This is a genomic window from Kitasatospora sp. NPDC051170, assembly GCF_044455705.1.
Taxonomy (GTDB): domain Bacteria; phylum Actinomycetota; class Actinomycetes; order Streptomycetales; family Streptomycetaceae; genus Kitasatospora.
Map to the genome: position 1 here is coordinate 240,497 of NZ_JBITFA010000008.1, position 25,412 is coordinate 265,908.

General features: G+C 73.1%; 24 protein-coding genes. 8 read left to right on the top strand and 16 right to left on the bottom strand.

Annotated elements, in window-relative coordinates:
* Nucleotides 1-18: 18 nt before the first annotated feature.
* Entirely contained in the window at nucleotides 19-1,299 is a 1,281-nt protein-coding gene (locus tag ACIBCA_RS19010) for a glycoside hydrolase family 6 protein (RefSeq protein WP_396284057.1), read from the top strand.
* A 156-nt stretch (nucleotides 1,300-1,455) separates the two neighbouring features.
* On the opposite strand, the gene ACIBCA_RS19015 is transcribed toward ACIBCA_RS19010, so the two are convergent.
* Nucleotides 1,456-3,366: an RICIN domain-containing protein gene (locus ACIBCA_RS19015; protein ID WP_396284058.1), complete on the bottom strand. Its 1,911-nt coding sequence runs from the start codon at nucleotides 3,364-3,366 to the stop codon at nucleotides 1,456-1,458.
* 255 nt (nucleotides 3,367-3,621) lie between these two features.
* Between ACIBCA_RS19015 and ACIBCA_RS19020 the strand changes: the two genes are divergently transcribed.
* Nucleotides 3,622-3,870, top strand: a complete 249-nt coding sequence (locus ACIBCA_RS19020; protein ID WP_396284059.1) for a hypothetical protein — start codon at nucleotides 3,622-3,624, stop codon at nucleotides 3,868-3,870.
* A 181-nt stretch (nucleotides 3,871-4,051) separates the two neighbouring features.
* Here the strand turns inward: ACIBCA_RS19020 and ACIBCA_RS19025 are convergent, their stop codons facing one another.
* The gene (locus ACIBCA_RS19025; protein WP_396284060.1) at nucleotides 4,052-4,822 is read right to left on the bottom strand and encodes a helix-turn-helix domain-containing protein; all 771 of its coding nucleotides are present in this window, start codon (nucleotides 4,820-4,822) and stop codon (nucleotides 4,052-4,054) included.
* A gap of 101 nt (nucleotides 4,823-4,923) precedes the next feature.
* On the opposite strand from ACIBCA_RS19025, the gene ACIBCA_RS19030 reads away from it, so the two are divergent.
* Nucleotides 4,924-5,748, top strand: a complete 825-nt coding sequence (locus ACIBCA_RS19030; RefSeq protein WP_396284061.1) for a phytanoyl-CoA dioxygenase family protein — start codon at nucleotides 4,924-4,926, stop codon at nucleotides 5,746-5,748.
* The gene (locus ACIBCA_RS19035; RefSeq protein ID WP_396284062.1) at nucleotides 5,745-6,053 is read left to right on the top strand and encodes a hypothetical protein; all 309 of its coding nucleotides are present in this window, start codon (nucleotides 5,745-5,747) and stop codon (nucleotides 6,051-6,053) included. The genes ACIBCA_RS19030 and ACIBCA_RS19035 overlap by 4 nt, the downstream gene beginning before the upstream one ends.
* 107 nt (nucleotides 6,054-6,160) lie before the next feature.
* Here the strand turns inward: ACIBCA_RS19035 and ACIBCA_RS19040 are convergent, their stop codons facing one another.
* Both ACIBCA_RS19040 and ACIBCA_RS19045 read right to left on the bottom strand, forming a co-directional pair.
* Nucleotides 6,161-7,249 (bottom strand): lactonase family protein, encoded by a 1,089-nt coding sequence (locus ACIBCA_RS19040; RefSeq protein ID WP_396284063.1) that lies wholly within the window; start codon nucleotides 7,247-7,249, stop codon nucleotides 6,161-6,163.
* 39 nt (nucleotides 7,250-7,288) lie between these two features.
* A complete protein-coding gene (locus ACIBCA_RS19045; protein WP_396284064.1) occupies nucleotides 7,289-8,776 on the bottom strand; it encodes a GH1 family beta-glucosidase in 1,488 nt (495 codons plus the stop codon).
* A 322-nt stretch (nucleotides 8,777-9,098) separates the two neighbouring features.
* Here ACIBCA_RS19045 and ACIBCA_RS19050 point away from each other — a divergent pair, with 322 nt between their 5' ends.
* Complete coding sequence (locus tag ACIBCA_RS19050; RefSeq protein ID WP_396284065.1) at nucleotides 9,099-10,148, top strand: LacI family DNA-binding transcriptional regulator; 1,050 nt, start codon at nucleotides 9,099-9,101, stop codon at nucleotides 10,146-10,148.
* 154 nt (nucleotides 10,149-10,302) lie between these two features.
* On the opposite strand, the gene ACIBCA_RS19055 is transcribed toward ACIBCA_RS19050, so the two are convergent.
* The 4 genes from ACIBCA_RS19055 to ACIBCA_RS19070 all read right to left on the bottom strand — a co-directional run bounded on the left by ACIBCA_RS19055 (nucleotide 10,303) and on the right by ACIBCA_RS19070 (nucleotide 15,019).
* Entirely contained in the window at nucleotides 10,303-12,117 is a 1,815-nt protein-coding gene (locus ACIBCA_RS19055; protein WP_396284066.1) for a glycoside hydrolase family 6 protein, read from the bottom strand.
* A gap of 428 nt (nucleotides 12,118-12,545) precedes the next feature.
* Nucleotides 12,546-13,328 (bottom strand): hypothetical protein, encoded by a 783-nt coding sequence (locus ACIBCA_RS19060; protein WP_396284067.1) that lies wholly within the window; start codon nucleotides 13,326-13,328, stop codon nucleotides 12,546-12,548.
* Nucleotides 13,325-13,855: a SigE family RNA polymerase sigma factor gene (locus tag ACIBCA_RS19065; RefSeq protein WP_396284068.1), complete on the bottom strand. Its 531-nt coding sequence runs from the start codon at nucleotides 13,853-13,855 to the stop codon at nucleotides 13,325-13,327. The genes ACIBCA_RS19060 and ACIBCA_RS19065 overlap by 4 nt, the downstream gene beginning before the upstream one ends.
* 144 nt (nucleotides 13,856-13,999) lie before the next feature.
* Nucleotides 14,000-15,019, bottom strand: coding sequence for an expansin EXLX1 family cellulose-binding protein (locus ACIBCA_RS19070; protein ID WP_396284069.1), 1,020 nt, complete (start codon nucleotides 15,017-15,019; stop codon nucleotides 14,000-14,002).
* 282 nt (nucleotides 15,020-15,301) lie between these two features.
* Between ACIBCA_RS19070 and ACIBCA_RS19075 the strand changes: the two genes are divergently transcribed.
* On the top strand, nucleotides 15,302-16,342 hold the full coding sequence (locus tag ACIBCA_RS19075; protein ID WP_396284070.1) for a LacI family DNA-binding transcriptional regulator: 1,041 nt from the start codon (nucleotides 15,302-15,304) through the stop codon (nucleotides 16,340-16,342).
* Between the two features lie 345 nt (nucleotides 16,343-16,687).
* Here the strand turns inward: ACIBCA_RS19075 and ACIBCA_RS19080 are convergent, their stop codons facing one another.
* Entirely contained in the window at nucleotides 16,688-17,161 is a 474-nt protein-coding gene (locus ACIBCA_RS19080) for a DIP1984 family protein (RefSeq protein ID WP_396284071.1), read from the bottom strand.
* A gap of 191 nt (nucleotides 17,162-17,352) precedes the next feature.
* Here ACIBCA_RS19080 and ACIBCA_RS19085 point away from each other — a divergent pair, with 191 nt between their 5' ends.
* Together ACIBCA_RS19085 and ACIBCA_RS19090 are read left to right on the top strand one after the other, a co-directional pair.
* On the top strand, nucleotides 17,353-17,847 hold the full coding sequence (locus ACIBCA_RS19085) for a hypothetical protein (protein ID WP_396284072.1): 495 nt from the start codon (nucleotides 17,353-17,355) through the stop codon (nucleotides 17,845-17,847).
* Between the two features lie 86 nt (nucleotides 17,848-17,933).
* Entirely contained in the window at nucleotides 17,934-18,296 is a 363-nt protein-coding gene (locus ACIBCA_RS19090) for a DUF1304 domain-containing protein (RefSeq protein ID WP_396284073.1), read from the top strand.
* Nucleotides 18,297-18,365: 69 nt separating this feature from the next.
* On the opposite strand, the gene ACIBCA_RS19095 is transcribed toward ACIBCA_RS19090, so the two are convergent.
* From ACIBCA_RS19095 to ACIBCA_RS19125, 7 genes are all read right to left on the bottom strand, one after another.
* Nucleotides 18,366-20,354 carry an alpha-amylase family protein gene (locus tag ACIBCA_RS19095; protein ID WP_396284074.1) on the bottom strand — a complete coding sequence of 663 codons (1,989 nt, stop codon included), beginning with the start codon at nucleotides 20,352-20,354 and terminating at the stop codon, nucleotides 18,366-18,368.
* Nucleotides 20,355-20,394: 40 nt separating this feature from the next.
* A complete protein-coding gene (locus ACIBCA_RS19100) occupies nucleotides 20,395-20,955 on the bottom strand; it encodes a discoidin domain-containing protein (RefSeq protein WP_396284075.1) in 561 nt (186 codons plus the stop codon).
* Between the two features lie 535 nt (nucleotides 20,956-21,490).
* Entirely contained in the window at nucleotides 21,491-22,186 is a 696-nt protein-coding gene (locus ACIBCA_RS19105) for a FadR/GntR family transcriptional regulator (RefSeq protein WP_396284076.1), read from the bottom strand.
* A 55-nt stretch (nucleotides 22,187-22,241) separates the two neighbouring features.
* Nucleotides 22,242-22,559 (bottom strand): L-rhamnose mutarotase, encoded by a 318-nt coding sequence (locus ACIBCA_RS19110; protein ID WP_396284077.1) that lies wholly within the window; start codon nucleotides 22,557-22,559, stop codon nucleotides 22,242-22,244.
* Nucleotides 22,556-23,206: a lactate utilization protein C gene (locus ACIBCA_RS19115; RefSeq protein ID WP_396284078.1), complete on the bottom strand. Its 651-nt coding sequence runs from the start codon at nucleotides 23,204-23,206 to the stop codon at nucleotides 22,556-22,558. The genes ACIBCA_RS19110 and ACIBCA_RS19115 overlap by 4 nt, the downstream gene beginning before the upstream one ends.
* On the bottom strand, nucleotides 23,203-24,666 hold the full coding sequence (locus ACIBCA_RS19120; RefSeq protein WP_396284079.1) for a LutB/LldF family L-lactate oxidation iron-sulfur protein: 1,464 nt from the start codon (nucleotides 24,664-24,666) through the stop codon (nucleotides 23,203-23,205). The genes ACIBCA_RS19115 and ACIBCA_RS19120 overlap by 4 nt, the downstream gene beginning before the upstream one ends.
* The gene (locus tag ACIBCA_RS19125; protein WP_396284080.1) at nucleotides 24,663-25,403 is read right to left on the bottom strand and encodes a (Fe-S)-binding protein; all 741 of its coding nucleotides are present in this window, start codon (nucleotides 25,401-25,403) and stop codon (nucleotides 24,663-24,665) included. Before ACIBCA_RS19125 ends, ACIBCA_RS19120 begins: the two co-directional genes overlap by 4 nt.
* Nucleotides 25,404-25,412 lie beyond the last annotated feature (9 nt).

A 25,412-nucleotide genomic window follows, 5' to 3' on the forward strand; every position in this document is an offset into this window, starting at 1 on the left:
CCGACCAGAGGACACCTGGTGAGACCCCGTATCCCCCGCTCGCTGATCCCCGTCGGCATCGCCGCCCTGCTCGCCGGGCTCGCCGTCCCGGCCCAGGCCGAGGACGCCGAGGGCGGCGGCCACCGGCTGGCGGCCGGCACCCGCTTCTACGTCGAGCCGGACGGCGACGCCGCCCAGCAGGTCCTGCGCGACCTGACGGCCCACGACCCGGCGAGCGCCCTCGCCATGGCGAAACTGGCGACCTGGCCCCAGGCCCACTGGTTCTCCGACGGCACCCCGGCCCAGGTCGAGGAGCAGACGCGCACCCTGGTGCGCCGCGCGGCCCGCACCGGCACCGTCCCGGTCCTGGTCGCCTACAACATCCCGGGGCGGGACTGCTCCCAGTACTCCTCCGGGGGCGCGCAGTCCGACGCGGACTACCAGGCGTGGATCGCCGCACTGGCCCGGGGCGTCGGCCGCTCGAAGGCCGTGATCGTCCTCGAACCCGACGCCCTGGCCAACCTGCCCCGCGACTGCTCCCCGACCACCGACCCCACGGGCGCCCTCACGGCGGGCCGCATGGCCGACCTCCGCTACGCGATCGATGCCCTGGAGAAGCAGCCGAACACCACCGTCTACCTGGACGCCGGCAACAGCCACTGGCAGAGCGTGGGCGCCATGACGCAGCGCCTGATCGACGCCGGGGCCGAGCGCACCCAGGGCTTCTCGCTGAACGTCTCCAACTTCTTCGCCACCGACCTGTCCGACCACTACGGCACCTGGGTCTCCAACTGCCTCTGGTACGCGACCAAGGGCCCCGAGTCCGCACGCGGCCACGCCGACTGGTGCGCCGGCCAGTACTACTCGCCCGCCGCCCCCAACGACGGCAAGCCGGGCGACTCCGTCGACGCCGACGACCCCACCACCTGGCACTGGACCGACCAGTGGTTCCAGCAGACCGTCGGCACCCCGCCCGCGAACGAGCTCACCCACTTCGTCGTCGACACCAGCCGCAACGGCAAGGGCGCCTGGAAGCCCCCGGCGGGCAAGTACACCGGCGACCCGCAGATCTGGTGCAACCCGCCCGGCCGGGGCATCGGGGACCGCCCCACCGCCGACACCGGCACCCCGCTCGTGGACGCCTACCTCTGGATCAAGACCGTCGGCCAGTCCGACGGCCAGTGCACCCGCAGCGTCCCCGGCGCCACGGCCGACCCCGAGTACGGCACCGTCGACCCCCCGGCCGGCACCTGGTGGCCGGACCAGGCCCGCACCCTGGTCCGCAACGCCTCCCCGGTGCTGACCTTCAACTGGCGCTGAGCCGGCGGCCACCCACGCCGGATCACCGCCCCCCGACGCCCGGAAGCCACCGCGCTTCCGGGCGTCGGCCGTCGCCGGTCAGCGGGCCGCCGTTTCCCGGGGCGGACATGGCGGAACCCCCGGCCGCCGGGCGGCCGGGGGTTCCGTCGGGTGCCGCTACTTGAGCGGGTACTTGAGCGGGGTGCCACCGGAGTTGCGGTAGGCGATGGTCTTGTTGATCAGGTTGCCGCCGTCGGTCTCGGGCGTGGTCTGTTCCGTCCAGCCGGCGCCGAACAGGATGCCGCCGACGTGTGCGTTCGCCACCTGGTCCAGGTGCGAGAAGAACCAGTCGACCTTGTCGTCCTTGTAGTGGCTGGGCGTGTTGTTCTGCCCCATGTTGCCCACGGGGACCTGCCACAGGACCACCGGCTTGCCCACGGCCTCGGCCAGCGTCTTGTAGAAGCCGAGGGCGGCGAAGCCCTTCTGGTCGTTCCAGAAGGTGTCCTTGCTGCCGTGGGCGGGCAGCGCGTACCAGCCCGCGTCGCGGTCCGTCACGTCGGTGACCAGGAAGTCGGCGCTCGATGCCCCGAGGTCCGCGTAGTCCTTGGCGCACTGCGGGGTGTTCTGCTGCCAGTCGAAGCAGGACAGGTGCAGTCCCACGCCGGTGTTGGGCGCGTACTTGTGCCCCATCGCGATCATGCACTGGGCCAGGCCGGAGGCGCTGTTCTCCTGTGAGCCGCAGTCCGTCGGGTTCGCGGCCTTGACCTGCGCGGCGACCTGGTGCGGGTTGCCGAGCGAGCGGACGTAGCCCCAGAAGTCGGGCTCCAGGTCGATCATGTCGGGCGAAGTGCCGATCTTCTGGAGGAAGAAGCGGTAGTCGTTCAGGTAGCGGGTGAGCAGGTCGGCCCGGTTGATGGCCTGGACCTCGCCCGGACCGTCGCCCTGGCCCGCCGCGTCGCCGAGGTCGCGCAGCGAGTACCAGGTCCAGAGCTGCTTCTGCGGGCGCGACTTGCCCTGGTAGGTCGCATGAGCCGCGTTGGCGTCCTTGTAGGTCACGAACGTGCCGGGCGCCGTGGTGCTGCCGGTCCAGCAGCCCCACCAGCCCGACCAGGCGTCCTGGCAGCGGGCCGCCGTGTAGTAGTCCGAGGAGGGCGCGGGCTGGCTGTGCACGTAGGCGTACTGCACGTCGAACGGCGCGGCGCTCGCCGAGGCGTCGGACATCGAGCCGCCGATGAGGATGGTGCTGCTGCCCATGAGGGTCTTCGCCGCATTGTTGCCGCCGCCGCCCGCGGGGGCCGGAGCGGCCGAGGTCGGGTGGCCGCTCGGAGCCTGGCTCGTCGGAACGCTGCCGCCCGGCGGGGTGGGCTTGGCGGGCGTGGTGGGAACGGCGCTGCTGCCGGAGCTGCCCGTGTTCCCGCTGCCGCTGCCGCCGCCGCTGTTGCCGACCGGGACGAGCTGCCACTGCTGCTGGGGGCCGTTCCAGTCGTGGTACTGGGCGATGTGGGCCCCGGTGGTCTTGGCGCCGCCCGGGATCTCGACGGCCTTGCCGCTGGCGCGGTTGATCAGACGGACGTAGCCGTCCGACGACCTCTCCAGGTGGAACTGCTGGTTGGCGCCGTTCAGGTCCTGCCACTGCGCCAGCTCGGTGCCTTCGGTCCTCGACCAGTTGAGATCGTCCAGCACCTTGCCGGAGAACCGGTTCTTCAGCCGGTAGTTCCCGTCACCCGAGTCGATGAACTGCCACTGCTGGTTCGCCTCGCCGGTGCGGCTCCACTGCACCACCGGGGCACCGTCGTACCCGGCGTAGCCGAAGTCGTCCAGTACCTGGCCGGTGCTGCGGTTGACCAGCAGGTAGAAGGGGTCGGTGTCCACGGACACGGTGTTCGCCGAGGCCGCGTTGACCACGACCACCGAGCCGCCCACGACGGCGAGGCCGACGGCCGCCCAGAAGCTGCGGCGCTGGTACAGCCGACGGCGGCGGTGCCCCTTCCGCCCGCCCAGGAGGGCGGCGGGGAACGACGGGCGCCCACGGCGGGCACGGCCGCCGGCGGGGGACGGCTCCGGGGGCGTGGGGGAGTGCGGGGACATGTCGGTGCTCGCTTTCAGCAGCTGTCGCTGACCGGCCCGCCTGGCCGGTCAGCACTTGGTTGCCGCCGGCTCCGGAAAGGTTGCCCCGGTTCGTGAAAAGTTTTTTCTGCCTCAGAACGCCGGTTGCCCGCATGCCGACGAGTCCACCCTTGCCCGCCCTGCGCCCTGCGCCCTGCGCCTTGCCCGAGCCCTGTGCCGGTGCTTGAATCTGCGTCAGTCGAGCCCGTCACAGGACGGGCTGCGAACGTACGGGGGATGATCAGCATGCCTGCTTGGGGTGGAAGCTTCACCCACGCCGTTGCCGCCGGCCTGACCGCCGTGGCCGTCGTCGGGTTCGGTGCGGTGGCCGTCGGTCAAGGTGCCGACAGCGGTGGTGGCCGGACGAGCCCGGCCGGTGTGATCGAAACCGACGCGCAGGGGCACTACCTGGGGGCGGCTGGGGCTCCCATCTGGAAGTCGGAGAGCGACGTCAGTCCGCTCCGGTCCGACGGGGCTCTTGCCTGAGCCCGCACCTGCGGGGAATCCCGGCTGAGGCCCGCACCGCCGGGAACCGCCTGGACGGTGCGGGCCTCAGCACCTTTCCCGGACCTCGGGGTCGGCGGCTTCGCAGGCATGATTCCGCGGTGGGTTCCGGGCCGGTTCGCTGGCGGGCCGACCTGCGGCTTCCGGGTTCGGGCGCAGGTACTCAGGAGGCCCGGACGGCCCGGGGCGAGGCGCCGAGTTCGCGGCGGCAGGTCTTGTTGAAGGCGTGCAGGTCGGGGATGCCGACCGAGGCGGCGATCGCGGGGACGGAGAGCGTGGTGGCCCGCAGGAAGTGGCGGGCGCGCTCCATCCGGCGGGCGCGGATGTAGCCGACGACGGTCTCACCGGTGGCGGCGCGGAACAGCCGGGTGAGGTGGTTGTGCGAGACGCCGACGGCGCGGGCGATCTCGGGGACGGTGAGGGGTTCGGCGAGCCGGGCCTCGATCAGCGCGGTGGCGCCGGCGACCGCCGGATGGACGGCCGGGGCGTCGGGCTCCTCGGGCGGAGTGAGTTCGGTGATCCACCACAGCGCCGTCCAGATCTCGGCGGCGGCCCGGGCGGGGGTGCGCGGCCAGGCGGCCAGCGCCTGGCCGAACCGGGCCGTGAGCGGCTCGAGTTCCGTCCCGGCGGACTGGAGGACGGGGACGCGGTGCGGCGCACCGGCGGTGCCGAGGCGCAGGTGGACGTAGAAGTGCTCGGAGCGGCCCCGGTAGCGGTAGCGGACCTCGGAACCGGGCGGCACCAGGCTGACCGTGCCGGGCCGGATCTCGTGCGCGGTGCCGTCCACCGTGAGGTCCGCGCGGTAGCGGTAGAGGTGGAGCTGCCACAGGTCCGGCAGCGAGAACACGTCCACGTGACCGGCCGGCCCGTGCACCCCGATGCCGACGACGGCGAGGACGGGCGGCTCGTCGAGCCGCGCGAGGACTGTCCGCATGGGTACGAGTTCTACCACGCGCCGAGCAGGGTGAAAACGGACCACCGGAGGGTGAGCCCGGCCCACGCGGCGGCGGGCGGGCCGGATCTAGCGTGGCGGCCATGGAGAACAGGGAAGACACGGAAGTACTGCTCTCATCGGTGGAGATGGCGCGCTTCGTGGCCCGGGGGTCGCTGCGACTGGACGCCGTGGTCCCGGCGGAGATGAACTCCGAGGGCCTGGAGGTCCTCGCGGCCGGCGTGCCGGACGTGCCGTACGGGACGCCGGTGTCCGAGGCGTACGCGGACGGCTCGTTCGTCCGCCGCCTGCTGGAACTGCCCCAGGTGGCGGGCGCGTTGCGCAGCCTGGTCGGCCCCGAGCCGTGGGTGGACCACCACGCGGTCCACATCCGCGAGCCGCACGGCGGTTCGGCCCAGGCGCTGCACGGCGATGCGATCATCGACGTGCGACCGGACGCCTTCGACGTGCAGCTGATGTACTACCCGCAGGACGTGACCCTGGAGATGGGCGGAACGCTCAGCGTGCCCGGCAGCCACCTGCGGCGGACCAACGAGTCCGACACCGGCCGCTACCAGAACCTGCGCGGCCAGGACCGCCTGGTCTGCCCCGCCGGCACCGTGGTGTTTCTGCACCACGGTCTCTGGCACGGCGGGCGGCGCAACGACAGCGACACCGTCCGCTACATGTTCAAGATCCGCTTCAACCCGAGGGTCCGTCAGCGGCGGCTCTGGGACACCTCCGACCTCCACGACCCGCAGGTGAACACCGAACTCGACGCGGTCTTCCCCTGGTACGAGTGGGCGACCGGCCGGCTCGAGCGCTACAACCGCATCCTGCTGTGGCGCGAGCTGACCGGCGACGCGGGCTACGACCTCGACCACTGGGTGACTCGCGTCACCAACCGGCCCGAGGAGACGATGGCATGACGATCCCTGTCGCGTCGAACGGCGGCGCCGCGGCGCTGCGCCAGCAGGTCCTCGTGCTGTACCTGGCCGACTCCCGGCTGGACTCCCACGTGGTCGGCTGGACGGCCTACGACGGCACCGGCCGCACCGAGCCCACCACCGGCGACTCCGACGAGCCGCCCTACGACAGCGGGGTGGAGGCGCTGCGGGACGGCTGGCGGCTGTTCCAGGCCGCGCAGCTGATCCCGCCGTACCCGGGGCACGAGTACGACGTCTCGTTCCTCAAGCACGAGTACTTCTTCGAGCGGCTCGTCGAGGTCCCGTAGCCGCTCCGGCGGAGGCTCCCGTCCGTACGGGCGGAAGCCTCCGCAGGGCTCAGGGGTTCAGGGCCTCAGGGCCTCAGGGTTCAGGGGTTCAGGGGCTCAGGGGCTCTCTAGGGGCCGACCGGCAGGACGGAGGTGGGCGCGGTGACCCGGAGGGGCTCGCCGGTGGGGGTCAGGCGCCCGGTGGCCGGGTCGCGGTGGAAGGCCGTCAGGCTGTCGGAGCCCTGGTTGGCGCAGAACAGGAGCCGTTCGTCGTGGCTGAGGGCGAGGTCGCGGGGCCAGGAGCCTCCGCAGTCGGTGATGTCGACCGGCTCGACGGCCGCCCCGTCCTCGTGGAGGGCGAACACGGTGACCGTGTCGTCGCCGCGGTTGGTGGTGTAGAGGAAGCGGCCGTCCGAGGAGACCCGCAGGGCGGCGGCGTAGTTGGCGTGGGGCGCCTCCGGGTGCCGGCTCGTGGGGAGTTCGGCGGTGGGTCGGAGGCGGCCGGTGGGCGCGTCCCAGGAGCAGACGGTGAGGGTGGAGGCGAGCTCGTTGAGGACGTGGACCCGCCTCGCGGAGGGGTGGAACACCAGGTGCCGGGGGCCCCGGCCGTCCGGCAGCCGGACGGTGTCGTGCGGGTCGAGGCGGCCGGTGGCCTGGTCGAAGGCGTAGACGTGGACCAGGTCGGTGCCGAGGTCGGTGCAGAGCAGGAACCGTCCGTCCGGCGAGGGCGCGGCCATGTGGGCGCGCGGGGTGGTGTGCAGCTCGCTGGAGGCTTTCCGGCCGGGGTGGCGTACGGTCTGCGTGACCTCGGCCGCGAGCGCGTCCTCGGCGCGGAGGGGGAGCACCGTGAGCGTGCCGTCGCCGTAGTGGGCCGCGAAGAGGTGCGAACCGCCGGGGTGGAGCGCGAGGTGGCAGGGGCCGGAGCCGCCGCTCGGGGTGGTGGCGGGCGGGCCGAGGCTCCCCGTGCGGGGGTCGAGCCGCAGGGAGGCGATCTGCCCGGGGTCCTGTTCCAGGACGGCGTGCAGGACCGTGCGGGTCGGGTCGAGGGCCGCGTAGGAGGGGCGGTCGACCGGCAGGGTGCCGAGGAGCCGCATGGCTCCGTCGGCGTCGTGGTGGACGGTGGACAGGCCGGCTCCGGGGGTGTCGGCCGCGGCGGCGCTGCCGATGACCAGCAGGCCGCCGGTGGTGGGTGGCGGTGGTGTCGCGGGGTGGGTCAAGGGTGTCTGCTCTCTCTGCGCCGTCCGGTGGACGGTCCGTCAGGCCGGTGGGTGCAGCTCGCCGCTGCGCGCGACCCGGGCGTACCAGCGGGCGCTGGCCTTGGGGGTGCGGGTCTGGGTGGGGAAGTCGACGTGGACCAGGCCGAAGCGCTTGTCGTAGCCGTACGCCCACTCGAAGTTGTCCATCAGCGACCAGGCGAAGTAGCCCCGCACGTCCGCCCCGTCGGCCGCCGCCCGGTGGACGGCCGCCAGGTGGGCGTGGAGGTAGGCGGTGCGTTCCGGGTCGTCGACGGTGCCGTCCTCGCCGACCTCGTCCTCGTAGGCCGCGCCGTTCTCGCTGACCGTCAGCGGCAGGCCGGGGTAGCGGCGGGCCAGGTCGGTGAGCAACTGGTGCAGGCCCGTGGCGTCGACGGCCCAGCCCATCAGGGTCCGCTCGCCCGACGCCGCGTGGAAGCCGGTTCGGTCGGCTCCCGGCCAAGGCGAGGCCGCGCCGCCGCCGTGGCCGTCCTCCCGGACGGGGGTCGTGCCCTCGGGCGCCGTGGAGACGACGGTGGGCGTGTAGTAGTTGACGCCCAGCCAGTCCAGCGCCTGGTGGATCCGCGTCTCGTCGCCGGTGCGGACGAACGACCAGTCGGTGAGGTGGGCGGTGTCCGCCAGCAGGTCCTCCGGGTAGGCGCCCTCCAGCATGGGGCCGAGGAAGACCCGGTTGCCGACGGCGTCGATCCGGCGCACCGCGTCCCGGTCGGCGGCGGACGGGGTGAGCGGGCGCAGCGCGTGCAGGTTGAGCGAGACGGACACCCGGGCCTCGGTGGGCAGTACGCCGCGCAGCGCGGAGACCGCGAGGCCGTGGCCGAGGTTGAGGTGGTGGGCGGCCCGCAGGGCGGCGACCGGGTCGGTGCGGCCGGGGGCGTGGACGCCGGAGCCGTAGCCGAGGAAGGCGCTGCACCAGGGCTCGTTGAGGGTGGTCCAGTGGCCGACCCGGTCGCCGAGGGCCTCGCCCACCAGCGCGGCGTACTCGGCGAACCGCTCGGCGGTCGTGCGCTCGGGCCAGCCGCCGGCGGTCTCGAGGTCCTGCGGGAGGTCCCAGTGGTACAGGGTGGCGACGGGGGTGATGCCGTGGGAGAGCAGTTCGTCGACGAGGCGGCGGTAGAAGTCCAGGCCGGGCTTGGCGCCCGGGCCCCGGCCGGTGGGCCGGACGCGCGGCCAGGAGACGGAGAAGCGGTACGCCGTCAGCCCGAGCTCGGCCATCAGCCGGACGTCCTCGCGGAAGCGGTGGTAGTGGTCGACCGCGATCTCGCCGGTGTGGCCCTGGAAGACCTTGCCCGGGGTGCGGCAGAAGGCGTCCCAGATCGAGGGGGTGCGGCCGTCCTCGGCCACGGCGCCCTCGATCTGGTAGGCGGCGGTGGCCGCGCCCCAGAGGAAGCCGGCGGGGAACCGGGGCGGTGGGGCGGGGGAGGGGACGGGCGAGGGGGAGGGCGAGGGGGAGGGGACGGGGGCGGGGAGCGGGTTGGTGGGGGGAACGGGCACGGGGTGCTCCAACGGTGGGGGCGGCTCTCGGAGTGGCTTCGGGGTGGCCTTCGTCGTGACCTTCGTGGTGGCTTTCGTGGCGGTGGGGGGATCACACCGGTCGTGAGGCTGTTGCCCGGGGCGCTCCGAGGAGTAGCGTGGGAGCGCTCCCATATCCTCTTCGGAAGGTTCCAGCCTCGGCTGATCCGGTGTCAAGAGAAGGAGCCGAACTGCCCGGCGCGGCCCGCCGGTCGGCCCGTCGGGGCCGACGCGGGCCCGGCGGTTCGTTGGCGGCGCCCCGCCCCGGTGACCTACGATCCCCTGCCAGGCGGGCGCGAGAGCGATGGCGGCGACGGAAGGCGCGTGGGTGGTGGGCGGACGACAGACCGGAAGGCCGACGCTGGAAGAGGTCGCGGCCCTGGCCGGGGTCGGGCGCGGCACGGTGTCCCGGGTGATCAACGGGTCGGCGCGGGTCAGCGACCGGGCCAAGGAGGCCGTGGGCCGGGCCATAGCGGAGCTGGGCTACGTGCCCGACCGCGCGGCCAGGGCGCTGGCCGGAAGCCGGACGGACGCCGTCGCGCTGGTCGTGCCGGAGACCGAGGCCCGGCTGTTCGCGGAGCCGTACTTCCTGGACATCATCCGCGGCGTGAGCGCCGAACTCGGCGCGGCGGACAAACAGGTGCTGCTCACGCTGATCCGCACCGAGCAGGAGCGGCAGCGCTTCGAGCAGTACCTCGCCGCGCAGCGGGTGGACGGCGTGCTGCTGGTCTCCGTCCACCGGGACGACCCGCTGCCGGACCAGATGCGCGCGCTGGGCCTGCCGACCGTGCTCAACGGGCGCCGTTCGCCGCAGGAGTCGGTGGCCTACGTCGACTCCGACAACGTGGGGGCCGGCCGTTCGGCCGTGGAGCACCTCGCCGGGCGCGGACGCCGTCGCATCGCCACCATCACCGGCCCGCCGGACATGGACGCCGCCGCGGGCCGCCTCGACGGCTACCGCCAGGGCCTGGCGGCGGCCGGCCTTCCGGCGGACGAGAGCCTCGTCGCCGCCGGGGACTTCACCGAGGACGGCGGCCGCCGGGCCATGCGGGAACTGCTGGAGCGCCGCCCGGAGCTGGACGCGGTGTTCGCGGCCTCCGACCTGATGGCGGTGGGCGCCCTGGCGGTCCTGCGGGCCAGGGGCCTGGACGTGCCCGGCGACGTCGCCCTGGTGGGCGTCGACGACTCGCCGGTGGCCCGCCACCTCGACCCGCCGCTGACCAGCGTCCGCCAGCCGATCGAGCAGATGGGCCGCACCATGGCCGGCCTCCTGCTGCGGCAGATCGCGGGGGAGGAGTCGGAGCCGTCCCGGCTGGTGCTGCCGACGGAGCTGGTGGTGCGGCGGTCCTCCTGACCGCCGCATCGCCTCCGGACGCGACCGGCGGTCCTTGGCCGCCGCATCGCCTTCGGCCGTGACCGGCGGTCCTGGCCGCCGCACCGCCTCCGGACGCGACCGGCCGTCCGGAGCCCCGAGGGGACTCCGGACGGCCGGCGCGCTCAACTCCGCGTCACAGCGCCGGGTAGGCGTTCTTCATCAGCTCCTGGAACTGGGCGGAGAACCACTCGCCGGACAGCGGCGCGTTCGGCAGCGCGCCGGACATGTGGTTGTTGTTCCTCGGGTTGCCGGTGTACGCGGGGTCGCACATCCCGTCGTAGCCCTTGCCGTCGGGGTTCGACACCGGCTTGCTGGCGCCGTCGGACTCGCCCGGGGGCTTCATCCAGACGTACGCGTCGATCCCCGGGGCGGGGGCGGCCTGCGGCCGTTCGCCGAGGCCCGCGCCCGCCTGGTTGCACCAGTTCCCGGTGTTCAGCCGCCGGTCGTAGCGCCCGCCGTCGACGTAGGCGTCGACGCTCGTCTGCGGCCCGGGGCCCGCCGGCCGGGCTGCGCCGCCCCAGCCGTTGCGTGAGGTGTCGATCAGCATGCCGAGGTTGGAGTCGAAGCCCAGCGAGACCAGCTTGGCCCGCAGGCCCTGCGCGTAGGAGAGCTCGTCGACGTAGCGGTTCCAGTCCACCCACTTCGACTGGCGGACGGAGGTGCCGCCGACCGTGTCGTCGATGGTGAAGTTCTTCTCCTGGAGCGCGCTGTAGTTGGCGGTGTTGACGATGAAGCCGTGGACGTCGGAGAGCGAGCCGCCCTCGGAGGTCGCCGCCTGCTTGAACAGCTCGGCGGACGGGCCGAGGTTGTCGTCCCAGCCGAGCCAGCCGTGGTGGCCGGCGTCGGCGTAGTTGTACACGTTCGGGATGGCGCCGAGCTTCTTGAGCGCGTAGCCGATGCCCTTGATGTAGTTGCCGTTGGCCTTCATGACGTCGCAGGCCGGGGTGGCGGTGGCCCGCGGCGTGGTGTTGGTGACCAGGTTCGGCAGCGAGTCCAGCTCGACGGTGGTGACGATCCGCAGGGCGGCGTACTTGGGGTCGGCGAGGACGGCCGCGATCGGGTCGATGAACTCCGTCCGGTACCGGTCGATCTCGGTCGGGCCGAGTTCGCCGTTGGAGGAGAGGGCGGCGCAGTCCCGGCCGGGCAGGTCGTAGACCACCAGCTGGATGACCAGATCGCCGCTGCCCTTCTGGCGCAGCGCCTCGTCGAGGTGGGCGCGCAGCCCCATCTTGCCGTTGGCGCCGGCGATCGCGGCGATGCGGTCCAGCCAGACGCCGGTGGGCTGGCTGGAGACCCTGGTGCCGCCGGGCTCGGCGGCGGCGTGCGCGGACCACTCGGGGTTCACGTAGACCTTCGCGCCGGCGTACGGGTTGTCGACGCGGGTGCCGGGCGGCGTGGTGGGCGGGGTGGTGGGCGGGGTCGTCGGAGGCGTGGTGGGAGGTGTGGTCGGCGGGGTCGTGGGCGGGGTGGTGGGCGGCGTGGTGGCGCCGTTGCAGGCCACGCCGTTGAGCTTGAACGCGGTGGGGACGGGGTTGGCGCCGCTGTACGAGGCGTTGAAGCCGAAGGAGGTGGAACCGCCGGTCGCCAGGCTGCCGTTGTACGAGAGGCTCGCGGCCGAGACGGCCGCCCCGGACTGGGTGATGGTCGCGTTCCAGCCCTGGGTGACCTGCTGGCCGCCGGCGAAGGTCCACTCCACCGTCCAGGAGCTCACCGGGTCACCGAGGTTGGTGAGGACGACGTTGGCGCCGAAGCCGGTGTTCCACTGGTTGGACACCTGGTAGTCGACCCGGCAGCCGGCCGAGGCGGCTCCCGCGGCACTGGACAGCACGGTGGCGGTGGCGCCGGAGGCGGCCAGCAGGCCGAGGGCAGCGAGGACGGCGGTCCGACTGCTGCGCAGCCGGTTGACGGTGGGTCGCGGCGGGTGGGTACCGCGGGTGATGCGGCTCATGGTGGGGGTCCTTTTCAGCGTGCTCGAGGGCGCGCCGCTCCCGGCGCGCCGACTGATGGAACCGCTCCCACTGGTGGGCACCGACGGTAGCGCCAACTGTCGCCGAGGAGAAGGGGAGTTGACGGGATTTGTTGCTCGGGTTGCGGAACTCGTCGAGCCTCTTGACCGGCCGGGGGCGATCCCGCACAGTGGGAGCGCTCCCACTGGTCAAGCACTGTCGTGGAATCCCCCCGTGATCGCCCGTCACGCAGCCCCGGGCGATCGCCACCCCACCCCTTCATGGCCCGGCTGTGCATGCACAGGGCGCCCGCTCGATCGAGCGGGCGCCGCTGTGGCGTGCGCGCTTCCTCACCTGCGCGTTCCTTCACCTGCGCGTTCCTTCACCTGCGCGCTGTTTCACCTGAGCGTTCCTCCACCTGCGTGTTCCGTCACCGCCCCGGAGGGAAGCCTCCCGAGACGGACGCGGAGCCGCCCGCGGACACCGCGTCGACGCGGTAGCCGTCGTTCGCGGCCGCCCGCACGCCGGTGGCGTGGTTGTACTGGGCGGCGAACTCGTGCTGCCCGGCCGGTACGGTACGGCCCGGCTTGAGCACCCAGCGGTAGACCAGCGCGCCGCCGCTCTCCTGCACGGTGACGGTGAAGTCGTCGACGGGCAGGGTCCGCCAGTTCCCGGTGTCCCGTACGTCGCCGGTCTGGGCGACGCGCAGTTCGACGGTGAGCGAGGTGAGCGGCTGGCCCGTCCTGAGGGTGAGGTTGCTCTGCGCCCAGTACACGGTGCTGTGCGGGTCGATCGAACCCTCCGACCACAGCGGACCGTTCTGGGCCCGGCTGCTCGCCGACGGGGTCGGCCGGGGTGCGGTCGGCGTGACGGCGGGCGGCGCTGCGGTCGCCGGTGCGGGAGGGGCGCTCGGGGGAGCGGACGGCGTCGGCGTGACCGTCGGCGAGGGGTCGGCCGGTGCGGTGGTGGCGGTGTCCGGCGGCTGCGGGGTCCAGGGGGCGATGCCGGCCACGGCGAGTCCGCCGGTGGCCAGGGCGCCGACGGCGGCGATTCCGGCCAGCGCGATCCTGGGCCAGGACCGCAGGCCCGACCGGGCGCGGTGACGGACGGCGGGACCGGCCGCGCCGCGCTGCACGCGGGCCAGCATCCGTGCGCGGTCGGGCTGGTGGGCCTGGGCGGCCTCGCGCAGCTGCCGGGCGATGTGCTCGTTCAACGGTTCCTCCTTCCTGTCGTCAGTTCGCCGGCCGCTCGTGCGCCGAGTGCTCTCTCCAGCTCGGCCATCGCCTTCGAGGTCTGGCTCTTCACCGTACCGACCGATATGCCGAGCGCGGCGGCGGTGTCCTTCTCCGAGAGGTCGAAGGCGTGCCGCAGCACCACGCAGGCCCGCTTGCGGAACGGCAGGCGTGCGAGCGCGGCGCGCATGTCGAGCACGGCGGCCACGTCCGGTCCCTCGGTCTTCTCGGGGCTGCGGGTCCAGAACAGCAGGACGCGGCGCCGCTCGCGGACGGCGCTGCGGATGCGCTCCCGGGCCATGTTGGCGACGACCCCGCGGGCGTAGGCGATCGGATGATCGGCCGTACGGAGGCGGTCCCAGCGTTGCCACAGTGCGATCAGGGCGTCCGAGGCGAGGTCGTCGGCCGCGTCCGCCTCGCCGGTCAGGAGGTGCGCGAGACGGGCGAGTTCGGCGTAGTGGCGTTCGAAGAACTGGTGGAATTCCGTGGAGGTGTCATCGAGGAGCATGTCCCCCGGTCGCCCTCTCCGTGCAATGTGAGCGTTAACAACCGGCATGAGCCTAGCATCGCCCCTGTTCGGGGCGGTGCCCGCCCCTGGGGGTCGCCGCCGGTGGCCGACGGGCGGCCGGTGATCGGCGGGCGGGCGGCGCGGTCAATGCCGGGCGAACTGGACGCGGGTCGGCTGGGAGACGTCCGGCTTCACCGCGAGCCCGTCGACGGTCAGCTGCTCCCCGTAGACGTCGGTGATCCTGAGGGAGCCGCCGCACCCACTGCCGTCCGGGGAGAGGAAGTAGTTGTAGTCGGTGCGGGACAGCCGCCGCCACCCGCCGCCCGTGCGGACCTCCAGCGCGGCCACCGGGTTCCGGTGGCCGATCACCTGGATCCCGCACCACCACTGGCTGGACCCGGTCTTGTACCGGATCGACACGGTGTCCGGCGCCGAGCCCGGGCTCACCACCGTCCAGGTGACTGGGAGCCGGCCCACCGAGAGCTCGGCGAGCTTGGCGAACGCCTCATGGCTCAGGTCGAGCTGCCCGGGCGCGCAGGGCAGCGGGCACTCGTTGACGATCCGCACGGTGATGCTCGCCCCACCGGCCGCGCGGACCAGCACGTACGCCCCGCAGGCACTGGACGTCTCGTAGTCGGTGTGGTTCATCGCCGCGACCATGAGGTCGCCGGACGGCCCGAACGAGCAGGCGCCGTTGCCGTCGGCCGCGTCGTAGGACGTGGCGACGCCGGAGTAGCTCGTCCCCGGCTTGATCCGCCCGGCCAGGGAGGCGGTGGACCCCACGGCGCGGGCGCTGCCGCCGGTGGCGGCCGAGGGGGACGGGGTGGCGGCGGTGGCGGATGGCCTGGCCGTGGGGGCGGCCGACGGCGACGGGGAGCCGGTGGCTGACGGCGGCGGCGCCGAGGCCGTGGCCGGGGCCGGGGCCGTGGCCTCGACCGGGGCGCCGGATACGGGCGGAGCGACCGGCTCGGTGGCCGCGGCGGAGGCGGCGGCCGGTTGCGCGGCGTCGGTGCCCGTACCGGTGCCGCCCCCGCTCCCGCTCGTCGTGAGGAGCGCCAGGCCCAGGCACACCAGCACCGCGACGGCCGCCACCGCCAGCGGAACACCCCTGCCCGGCCATCGCCCGCGCCGCGCCCGGGTGACGGCGTGTTTCGTTGCCCTCATGCCCATCCATTCCAGGTAGATCGAGTCGACGTTGCACGGGCTGGTTGCCGCCGTCGCCGCAAAGGTTGCCGCCGGTGCGAAAAAAATCTCGGAGCCTGCGGACGGACGCCTGTGGTGCCCGGTCCACCCGAGCCGGCACTACGCCAGTAGTGCCACTACTTGCGTAGTTCCGGCGGTCGGGCGGGCACTACTGGCGTAGTGCCCGCCCGACCGGCCGCCCGCGTACGGGGCCGGAGCGGCGGTCGCGCACAATGGGCGGTCGTGGAGGAGAAGGAGTCGGTCATGGCCATCGAGAGCCGCCCGGTGACCCTGCGGGTGATCGCCGATCAGCTGGGACTGGACGTCTCCACCGTCTCCAGGGTCCTGAACGGGGCCGACGCGGACGGACGGCGGGCCGCCTCGGGCGAGACGGCCCGCCGCGTCCGGGAACTCGCCGAGGAGTTGGGCTACCGCCGCAACCCCGCCGCCGCGAGCCTGCGGACCCGGCGCAGCAACCTGATCGGGGTGGTGTTCGCGCGGCTGTCCGAGATCGTCGTCGCGACCATCTACGAGGGCATCGAGGAGGAGGCGGCCCGGCACGGGCTCGCCGCCTTCGTCACCAACACCCAGGACGACCCGGTCCGCCAGCGCGAGCGGATCGCGATGGTCCTCGGCCGGAGGGTCGACGGCCTCATCATCGGCGACGCCCACCTGGACGGCGCCGCCCTCGCGGACCCGGCGCTGCGCCGCACGCCCCACGTCCTCGTCAACCGCCGCACCGAGGGATGCCTCCCCGCCGTCACCTGCGACGACTACCTGGGCGGTCGCCTGGTGGCCGAGCACTTCCTGCGGCTGGGCCACACCAGGGTCGGCTGCGTCGCGGGCGAGCCCTTCGCCAGCACCGGCACCGACCGCACGGCCGGCTTCGTCGACCGGTACGCCGAGGCCGGTCTCCCGGTGCCGGCCGAGCTGGTGCGGCACTGCGCCTTCGACACCACGGGCGGCCGCGCGGCGTCGACCGCGCTGCTGACCGCCGACCGGCGCCCCACCGCCCTGTTCGCGGTCAACGACCTGGCCGCCATAGGGGTCCTCGGCGCCGCCCGAGACCTGGGCCTCCGCCCGGGGGAGGACCTCGCCCTGGCGGGCTTCAACGACACCCCGGTCGCCGCCGAACTGCCGGTCGCGCTCACCACCGTCCGCTCGCCCATGGCCGAACAGGGCCGGATCGCGGTGCGGGAGCTGCTGCGCCGGATCGACGGCGAGCCGGCCCGGTCGCACCGCCTCGCGCCCGAACTGGTCGAGCGGGCCACCAGCGGCCGCCCCGTCGGCCCGTCACGTCTCTGACCCGGCCCGCTTCCGGCACTGACCCGGTGGCGCTCCGGCTCCGTCGGGTTCAGCTGCGCAACCCGGGTTCCGGGCTGGGGTAGGCGCGAGGGCCGTGCCGGTGTGCACGGCCCTCGCGCCGGGTGTGGGGCACCCCGTTCCCGCCCTCGTCGTCCGGATCTGCACGTGGTGATGTGCTGTGCGGTGTGCTCTGTCACCTGTACGCGATGCTGAGCTGCGTTGTTTCGGTGGGGAATCGAACCCCCTGCGTTGCTCTTCACGCGCCAAGGGCCGGATGAACCGCCGGCCCGCGGTGTGTGCACGCCTCCGCGACGACTACCTGCTTCCCACACCCAGCTCGTGGGGTCAGTCCTCGATCAGGTCGATCTCCCAGTTGGTGCGCTGGATCAGGGTGTCCACCTCGCGGATCTCCTTGGCCAGCACGTCAGCCTGGGCGCGGAGTTCGGCGACCGGCAGGGCGGAGAGGATCCGCAGTTCGGAGCGCATCTGCCGGACGGCTCCGCGCTGGTCACGTCCGGAGGCGGCGTCGGCGGCCGCGGTGAGCACCGAGTGGCGCAGCCGCAGGACGTCCCGACGGGCGAGGGCGTCGGTCAGAGTGCCGCCGCCCTCGATGACCGCGGTGGAGTTGGTCCGGTTGATCTGGCGGATCAGCCGCTCCAGCTCGTCCAGCACCTCTCCGGCCTGGGACAGGACCTCCGCCGCGCTCTCGGCCGGTTCCTCGCCCTCCTGGTAGCGGGCGCTGCCGACGACGCGCGCCCGCAACTGCTCCACCCGCCGCACCGCAGCCGCGCGCTGCGCGAGCGCTTCAGCCAGTTTCACCGCGTCATCACCTGTCCGTCTCACCGATCGTCCGGCAAGTATGCACGCGGTGCCCGGCCCGTCTCCGGCGGGATCGGGCGCAAACCCCTGGTGCCACGGTCGGGGGCGCGCTTATCATCCAACCCAAACGATTGGGCCAAACGATTGGGTTGGGGGAGTCGATGGCAACGGCTACGCCGGGCGGTGGGGTTGTGAGCGTTCACCGTGTCCACCGCTACGTCCCGATGGTGGTGTGGAGGTGGGCCTTCGGCGCCCTGGTGCTGCTCTTCTGGCTGCTGATGTACCAGGGCGTCTGGTGGCAGGGGCTGGTGGTGGACGCCGTGGTGCTCGGCGGCCTCCTGGTCGTCGGCCGGCTGCCCCCGAGCGCGGGCCTGCGGGCGGTGGAGGTGCGCGCGGAGGGCCTGAGGCTGCGTTCGGCGGACGAGCGGCAGTCGGTGCTGCTCGGCTGGGCCGAGATCCTGGACGTCCGCTTCGTCCCCGGTCGGACCGAGACGAACCGGCTCGGCGGTGGCCGGGAGCAGACGGTGCTTCACCACACCGCCGTGGCGCTGCTGCTCCGGGACCAGTCCGATCCGCTGCTCCTGCTGCACGTCGCCCGCCCCCAGCGGCTGGCCGTCTCGATCGCGACCCGGGTCGCCACGGCCCGCGCCCGGGCGGCAGGGCGTGAGCCGAAAGACCAGGCCTGAGCCATGACCCGGGCCGGAGTTGACGATTGGGCGACAGCCTGAACAAAATACCGGTCCGGCTCCCGCGACCGCGTACCATGCCCGGCATGTCCACAGTTGCCGCGATTGCGGTCGTCATGCTCGCCCTGCTGCACGTCTACATCCTGGTCCTGGAGATGTTCCTGTGGACCACACCCCGGGCCAGGGCCTCCTTCGGTACGTCCGAGGCGTTCGCGCTGGAGACCAAGGCGATGGCCGCCAACCAGGGCCTGTACAACGGGTTCCTGGCCGCCGGGCTCCTCTGGGGCGCCTTCGCCTCCGACCCGGTCGGGTTCCGGGTGACGGTCTTCTTCGTCGTCTGCGTCGCCGTCGCCGGGGTGTTCGGCGCGGTGACCTCCTCCCGGAAGATCCTCTTCGTGCAGACCGTCCCGGCGGCGGTCGTCCTGGCCCTGGTGCTCCTGGCCCGCTGAACCCCGAGACAGACCCACCGAGGGGCCCGGCGCGGCCGACGGAATCGGCCGCGCCGGGCCCCCGGCGCGTCAGTCGTGCTCGACCACGAGCATCGCGTGCCCGTCCACGGTGGTGACCCGCGTGTGGACGTACTCGCCGTCGTGCCGCCACTCGAGCTCCCGCCCGGCGGGCTGGAGCCGCACCGAGCGCGGCGCGGTGGTGAGCCGGAGGGCGACGGGCACGTCGACCAGCGGGAACGGGTCGTGCACCAGGTCCAGTTCCGGGGTCTCCCGGGAGGGGACGAAGCTGGTCAGGTGCACCACGGTGCCCGTGGCGGTCCGCACGACCGCGGTCTCCAGGTGGACCGGACCGCCGGCGCGCAGCAGCGGGTCCGGCAGGAGCCGGTCCAGGGTCGCGCCGAGCAGCAGGCGGTAGGTCTCCAGCCCGTGCCGGTGGAAGGCGTCCAGCAGCGACACGGCCACCGCGGCCACGCCGCCGCCGACGGCGACGGCCACCTCCTCGCCCCCGTCCGCCGGGGGAGTGTAGGAGTGGCCGCAGAACCGGTCCCAGGAGCGCGGGAAGTACGGCTCCACCACCCGGGCCAGCACCTCGGCGCCGGGCCGCGCCAGGGCGGTGAGCCGGGAGCCGTGGCTGATCACCGGGAAGTCCTCCGGCACGCCCGGGACGCCCTCGCAGGCGAGGAAGGACTCGCCGGCCGGGGCCGGTGCCAGGCCCTCCACCGGGAGGTCGGGCAGGGCCGGTTCGCCGCCGTCGCGCAGCAGCGCGGGCCCGACCAGCAGCACGGCGCCCCCGGCCTGACGGTACGCCTGGAGGCGCTCCGCGAGGGCCTCGTCCACCTTCGTGGTCTCCGGCACCAGGACGGCCCGGTACCCGCCGAGGTCGGCGCCCGGCGGCACCACGTCGAACTGCGCGCGCAGCTGCTGCAGTGCCCGGACGGCGCCGATGTTGCTCGGCCCGGGGTTGTCGCCGAGGCCGGGGTCGACGATCACGGCGAGCTCGCTGAGGACGCGGCCGCCGTCGAGGAAGGGTTCGCAGGCCTCGATGTGCCGGTAGACCGAGCCGATGAGGTCGTACACCGCGGGGGAGGGCACGCCCCGCGGGTGCAGGACATCGCCCACGCCGCTGGTCAGGCCCTGGCTCAGCATCTGGCTGTTCTCGTAGAGCAGCGCCGCCCGGGGCTTGAGGGCGGCGTTGTCGCCCCAGCTCTCGTGGAAGCGGCCGGTGTGGCTGAGGGTCGGCAGCCCGAGCGGGCGGACGAAGCGGGACACGTACGGCAGGAACGCGTACCCCCAGCCGCCGGTGGGCAGGCCCTCGATCTCGACGTGCCGCACGAACTGCCGCTCCTCGGTCAGCCCCGTCTTCGGGCGGCCGTTGAACCAGACGCCCATGGCGGAGTCCGGGTGCAGGGCCTTCTCCACCATCGCGGAGTAGCGGGCCATGTAGCGCTGGGCCACCAGGTTCGCGTAGCGGACGCGGTGATCGGCGTCGGCCGGGTCCAGGCCCTCCTCGCGCATCCCGTCCACGGCCCAGCGGCTCGCGCTGGGCTGGGTCCAGCACATGTCGACGAAGATCCCGTCGACCGGGGCGAAGCGGCGCAGCACCTCGTCCAGCTGGTCGGCGAAGTGGTCGGCGTAGGGGCTGGACATGTCGAGGACGTTCCAGCCGGCGTTGAAGGCCGAGTCGGTCCAGCGGATGATCCCCAGCTTCTCGTCGTGCGCGACCCACTCGGGGTGCTCCCGGGCGGCGTACTCGTCGACCTGGAGCGAGAGGTAGATCGGCGCGCGGATGCCCTCGGCGTGCAGGGCCTCGACCTGCTCGGCGAGCAGGTCGAGGTCGGGGGCGAGGCCGGGGTGGCGCTCGGGCCGGTCGGTTCCGTAATAGAGGTGTCCGTGGTGGCACTTGGCGAAGACGGTGACGCTGTCGACGCGCGCCTCGCGGAAGGTCCGGGCGAAGGTGGCCGGGTCGAAGTCCCGGCCCACGTCGGGGATGTCGGGGCCGGTGTGGAAGTCCAGGTGGACGGTCCGGCGGGGGAAGAGAGCAGGGTTGTGAGCGTTCACATTTCCTCGCGTCAAAGGATTGGATTTCAGGACGGTGAGGTCAGGCCGTGGCGACGGCGGAGTTCGGCACGGACGGGTCGACGAAGGGCCGGTCGTAGACCTCGAACGAGCGGACCGACGCCCAGGCGCCGGAGTCCAGGCCCGTGACGGTCACCCGGACGTAGCGGGCCCGGGCCGTGAACGCCGGGGTCTGCACCTGCGCGGCGGCGGTGTTCCCGCTCTGATCGGCGAGCGTCGTCCAGGAGGACCCGTCCGTCGAGCCGTCGACCCGGAACCGGTACGCCTTCCCGGGCGTCTCCCAGGCGATCCGGGCCCCGGTCACCGGCCGCGCCGAGCCGAGGTCGACCTGGAGCCAGTGCCCGGCGTCGCCGTCGGCCGCGCACCAGCGGGTGGAGGTGTCCCCGTCCACCGCGTTGGCGGACAGGTTGCCGTGCGAGGTCTCCACGCTGTCGGCCGTGGTCGGGCGGCCGCGGGCGATGTCCGTCGGGACCACCGGGCGGTCGAGCACGATCGCCACGACCGTGTCGTCCGGGTAGCGGGTGCGGTCGATGCCGGTGACCGTGACGCCACCCCCGGCGTGCCGCTGTCCGGCTGCTGCCACGTGCCCTGGTCGAGCTTCGGTATGCGCAGGGGGACGAGCGGAAGCGGGGCGCCGGCGGCCACGGGCGCACCGGCGGCCTCGGCGGTTCCGGTGGCTTCGGCGGTTCCGGCGAGAGCGCCGCCGGGCCCGATGACGGTGGCCGCCGTGGCAGCCGCCAGACCGCTGAGCACGCTTCGCCGGTTGATGGATCGTGACATGGATGCTCCGTGTGTCCAGGAACGCCCGCTCGGGGGTGGACTCGGGCGAGTCAGCTACATGTATCGCGGCGGTGGCAGTGGCCTGTCAAGGCATCTGACGGCGATAAGTCGGATGACTGTGGGCGGGCGACGGCCCGTGCTGACGCGGCATCAGCCTCCCAGGTGGCCTGCCGTCGGGCCCGAGGGCATCCGAAAACTCAGGTCAGCGCGGAGGCGACCTGTGCATCGACTGCCCCACATTCGAAGGCCGAGGCGGTCCTGGGTCCCGCAGATTCATCGGATCGATTCGCCCCGGCAAGGGCAAGGGCAAGGGCAAGGGCAAGGGCAAGGGCAAGGGCCTAGCCGAGGGGTGACCCCGCCTGGCCGAGGGTGTCGCGGAGCCACTGCTCGACCCCGGCGACGTGGACGGTCGCCCAGGCGTGGGCGAGGTCCGGGCGGCGGCCCGCGATGGCCTCGAAGATCGCCCGGTGCTGCGAGCGGGTGCCCGCCACCGCGCCCTCCTCGGTCAGCCCGCGCCAGATCCGCGCGCGCATGGTGGGCCCGGAGAGGCCGTCGATCAGCGAACAGAGCACGGTGTTCCCCGACCCGGCCGCGATCCTGCGGTGGAACTCCAGGTCGTTGGCGATGAGTTCCTCCAGCGACGCGTCCTCGGCCAGCGCCTCCAGGACCTCGCCCAGAGCGGCGATCTCCTTCTCGGGCATGACCCGCGCGGCCATCGCGGCGGCGGTGGGCTCCAGGATGCGGCGCACCTCCAGGAACTGCAGCACCGTGTCGTCCTGGTGGAAGTCGACGACGAACCCCAGGGCGTCCAGCAGGACTTCGGGCTCCAGGCTGGTCACGTACGTGCCGTCGCCCTGGCGCACGTCGAGGACCCGGATCAGGGAGAGCGCCTTGACCGCCTCCCGCAGCGAGTTGCGGGAGAGCCCGAGCCGCTCGGCGAGGTCGGCCTCCTTGGGGAGCTTCGCGCCCGGGCGGAGCTCGCCGCTCACGATCATGGCCTTGATCTTCTCGATGGCCTCGTCGGTGACTGGCACGGCCCCGCCCTTCCTGATCATCTGATCCTCGCAGCATAGAGGGCCGGGCGGCCCGTCACGGTCCCAGCTCCCAGACCACGGGGAGCCCGGCCGCGCCACCGGCGGCCGAGTAGTCGTGGACGACGTCGAGGAGTTCGGCCATGCGCGCCTGCCAGGCGATGTTGACCGGCAGGTTCTCCAACTCGGCGAGCAGTCGGGCGTAGTCCTCGCACTCCAGGAGGTGGAACAGCTCGGGCCCGCTGCGCCAGATCGTCCACTCGCGCACGCCGGCCGCCTTGATGGCGTCGGTGAGCTCGGCGGGCACCTCGCGGTGCGCGGCCTCGTACTCCTCGATCCGGTCCTCGCGGACGCGGGTGTGCAGGGCGATCCTCATGACTGCTCCGGTGCGGGGAGGTCGACGACGATGACGTACAGGGTGCGGGGGCCGTGCACGCCTTCGACGCGGTCGAGTTCGATGTCGCTGGTGGCGGAGGGGCCGGAGATGAAGGTGAGCGGGCGGGTGGGGTCGAGGCGTGCGAGTGCTTCGGGGACGTCGTCCACGATCTGTTCGGCGCGGACGACGCAGAGGTGGTAGTCGGGGACGAGGGTGAGGGCGCGTCGGCCCTGGCCGGGGCCGGTGTCCAGGGCGATGGTGCCGGTGACGGCGATGCCCACGGCGGCCAGGGTGATCGCGCCGTCGAGCGCGTCGAGGGCGGGGACGTCGAGTGGTTCCGGGTGCCATTCCCAGGTGCCGGTCGGCAGCAGTTCGGTGGGGAAGCCGTCGGGCACCGCGAGCCGCGTGGCACCGCGCGCGGTGAGGGCGGCGGCGATGGCTTCGGGCAGGCCGGTGGGGCCGGTGCGGGTGACGGTGGCGCGGTAGTCGGCGACGCGTTCGGCGAACAGGGCCACGGCGTCCTGGCCGGGTTCGACGTGGCTGCGGCGGTAGTCACGCGGAACGGGTACGTCGTGCGGGTGTTCCTCGGCCGGTACGTCGGCGAGCGCGGCGCGGATGCGGGCGAGGACGCTCTCACGGCTGGTCATTGGTTCTCCCGGTTCTTGCGCCACCAGGTGCGGAAGGACTCGGCGGGCGGCGCGGGGGTGTCACGGGTGTCGGACCAGCCGCTCAGCGGGCCGGGCAGGCGGCTGATCCGCCCGCCCTGGGCGAGGACCCGGCCGCCGAGCGAGGCCGCCTTCTGCGCGGCGGAGAGCAGCCATGGGGAGTCGAGGACGGTGGCGGCGGCCTTCATGGCGAGTGCCTCGGCGCGTTTCGGGCGGGCCTCGACCACCTTCGCCCGCAGATGGGTGAGCACCTCCGGGATGTTGATCTTCACGGGGCAGGCGTCGTAGCAGGCGCCGCACAGGGTGGAGGCGAAGGGGAGGGAGGCGGCACTGCTTTGAGTGTCGCTGCCGACGCCGACGAGCTGCGGGGTCAGGACGGCCCCGATGGGTCCGGGGTAGACGGAGCCGTAGGCGTGGCCGCCGGTGCGCTCGTAGACGGGGCAGACGTTGAGGCAGGCGGAGCAGCGGATGCAGGCGAGGGCCTGGCGGCCGACGGTGTCGGCGAGGGTGTCGGTGCGGCCGTTGTCGAGCAGGACGAGGTGGAAGGCGGAGGGTCCGTCGCCGTCGGTCACCCCGGTCCAGGTGGAGGTGTAGGGGTTCATCCGCTCGCCGGTGGAGGAGCGGGGCAGCAACTGGAGGAACACCTCCAGGTCGCTCCAGGTGGGGATGACCTTCTCGATGCCCATGACGGTGATGAGGGTTTCGGGCAGGGTCAGGCACATCCGGCCGTTGCCCTCGGACTCGACGACCATGACGGTGCCGGTGTCGGCGCAGGCGAAGTTGGCGCCGGAGACGGCGACCTTGGCGGTGAGGAACTTCTCCCGCAGGTGCAGGCGGGCGGCTTCGGCCAGGGCCTTGGGCTCGTCGGTGAGGCCGGCGGGGGCGGGTCTGCCCCAGTTGCCCATCTCGGTGCGGAAGATGTCGCGGATCTCGGTGCGGTTGCGGTGGATCGCGGGCACGAGGATGTGCGAGGGCCGGTCCTCGCCCAACTGCACGATGAGCTCGGCGAGATCGGTCTCGTAGGCGCGGATGCCCTCGGCCTCCAGATGCTCGTTGAGGCCGATCTCCTGCGTCGCCATCGACTTGACCTTCACCACCTCGCTCTCACCGGTGGCCCGGACCAGCTCGGTGACGATCCGGTTGGCCTCGGCGGCGTCGGCCGCCCAGTGCACGGTGCCGCCCGCGGCGGTGACCGACTCCTCCAACTGCACCAGATACCGGTCGAGATGACGGGCCGTACGGCGTCTGATCGCCTCGGCGGCCTCCCGCAGCTCCTCCCAGTCGTCCAGCTCCGAGGCGACGGCGAGCCGCTTGTCGCGGATGACGGTCGTCGCCCGCTTCAGGTTGGCCCGCAACCGGGCGTCCCCGAGGGCCTCGCGGGCCGCCTCGGGAAAGGACGGCGCGCCCAGCCAGACGACCCCGCGGTCCGCCGGGGCGCTCATCGGCGGCCTCCCTCGGTCGAGGCGAGGATCTCGGCCAGGTGCACGGTCCGCACCGGGGCGGAGCGCCGGGACAGGCCCCCGCCGATGTGCATCAGGCAGGAGTTGTCGACCGTGCACAGGAATTCGGCCCCGGTCCCCAGGACGGCGCCGACCTTGTCGGCGAGCATCGCGCCGGAGGTCTCGGCGTTCTTGAGGGCGAAGGTGCCGCCGAATCCGCAGCAGGAGTCGGCGCCCGGGAGCTCGACCAGGTCGAGGTCCTTGACGGCGCGCAGCAGCCGCTGAGGCCGGTCGCCGAGGCGCAGCCCGCGCAGCGAGTGACAGGTGGGGTGGTAGGTGACGCGGTGCGGGAAGCGGGCGCCGACGTCCTCGACGGCGAGGACGTCGGTCAGGAACTCGGTGAACTCGTGGACCCGGGGAGCGAGTTCGGCGACCTGCCGGCGCAGCTGCGGGGGGCCGTACTCCTCGGCGAGGGCGGGGTGGTGCTCCCGGACCAGCCCGGCGCAGGAGGCGGACGGGGTGACCACCGCGTCGTACCCGGCGAAGGCCCGGGCGAAGCGGGCCATCAGCGGGACGGCGTCCGTACGGTAGCCGGTGTTGATGTGCATCTGCCCGCAGCAGGTCTGCTCCTGCGGGAAGTCCACCGTGTGACCGAGCCGTTCGAGGACGGTCACCACGGCGCGCCCGGTGTCGGGGAACATGGTGTCGTTGACGCAGGTGATGAACAGTGCGATGCGCATCAGTGTGCC

Excerpts from the sequence above, each read along its gene's own strand:
- ACIBCA_RS19115 (WP_396284078.1), bottom strand. The coding sequence starts at position 23,206 with ATGACCAGCCGTGAGAGCGTCCTCGCCCGCATCCGCGCCGCGCTCGCC.
- ACIBCA_RS19075 (WP_396284070.1), top strand. The coding sequence starts at position 15,302 with ATGGCCATCGAGAGCCGCCCGGTGACCCTGCGGGTGATCGCCGATCAG.
- ACIBCA_RS19090 (WP_396284073.1), top strand. The coding sequence starts at position 17,934 with ATGTCCACAGTTGCCGCGATTGCGGTCGTCATGCTCGCCCTGCTGCAC.
- ACIBCA_RS19035 (WP_396284062.1), top strand. The coding sequence starts at position 5,745 with ATGACGATCCCTGTCGCGTCGAACGGCGGCGCCGCGGCGCTGCGCCAG.
- ACIBCA_RS19065 (WP_396284068.1), bottom strand. The coding sequence starts at position 13,855 with ATGCTCCTCGATGACACCTCCACGGAATTCCACCAGTTCTTCGAACGC.
- ACIBCA_RS19070 (WP_396284069.1), bottom strand. The coding sequence starts at position 15,019 with ATGAGGGCAACGAAACACGCCGTCACCCGGGCGCGGCGCGGGCGATGG.
- ACIBCA_RS19020 (WP_396284059.1), top strand. The coding sequence starts at position 3,622 with ATGATCAGCATGCCTGCTTGGGGTGGAAGCTTCACCCACGCCGTTGCC.
- ACIBCA_RS19055 (WP_396284066.1), bottom strand. The coding sequence starts at position 12,117 with ATGAGCCGCATCACCCGCGGTACCCACCCGCCGCGACCCACCGTCAAC.
- ACIBCA_RS19120 (WP_396284079.1), bottom strand. The coding sequence starts at position 24,666 with ATGAGCGCCCCGGCGGACCGCGGGGTCGTCTGGCTGGGCGCGCCGTCC.
- ACIBCA_RS19030 (WP_396284061.1), top strand. The coding sequence starts at position 4,924 with ATGGAGAACAGGGAAGACACGGAAGTACTGCTCTCATCGGTGGAGATG.
- ACIBCA_RS19050 (WP_396284065.1), top strand. The coding sequence starts at position 9,099 with ATGGCGGCGACGGAAGGCGCGTGGGTGGTGGGCGGACGACAGACCGGA.
- ACIBCA_RS19125 (WP_396284080.1), bottom strand. The coding sequence starts at position 25,403 with ATGCGCATCGCACTGTTCATCACCTGCGTCAACGACACCATGTTCCCC.
- ACIBCA_RS19025 (WP_396284060.1), bottom strand. The coding sequence starts at position 4,822 with ATGCGGACAGTCCTCGCGCGGCTCGACGAGCCGCCCGTCCTCGCCGTC.
- ACIBCA_RS19015 (WP_396284058.1), bottom strand. The coding sequence starts at position 3,366 with ATGTCCCCGCACTCCCCCACGCCCCCGGAGCCGTCCCCCGCCGGCGGC.
- ACIBCA_RS19110 (WP_396284077.1), bottom strand. The coding sequence starts at position 22,559 with ATGAGGATCGCCCTGCACACCCGCGTCCGCGAGGACCGGATCGAGGAG.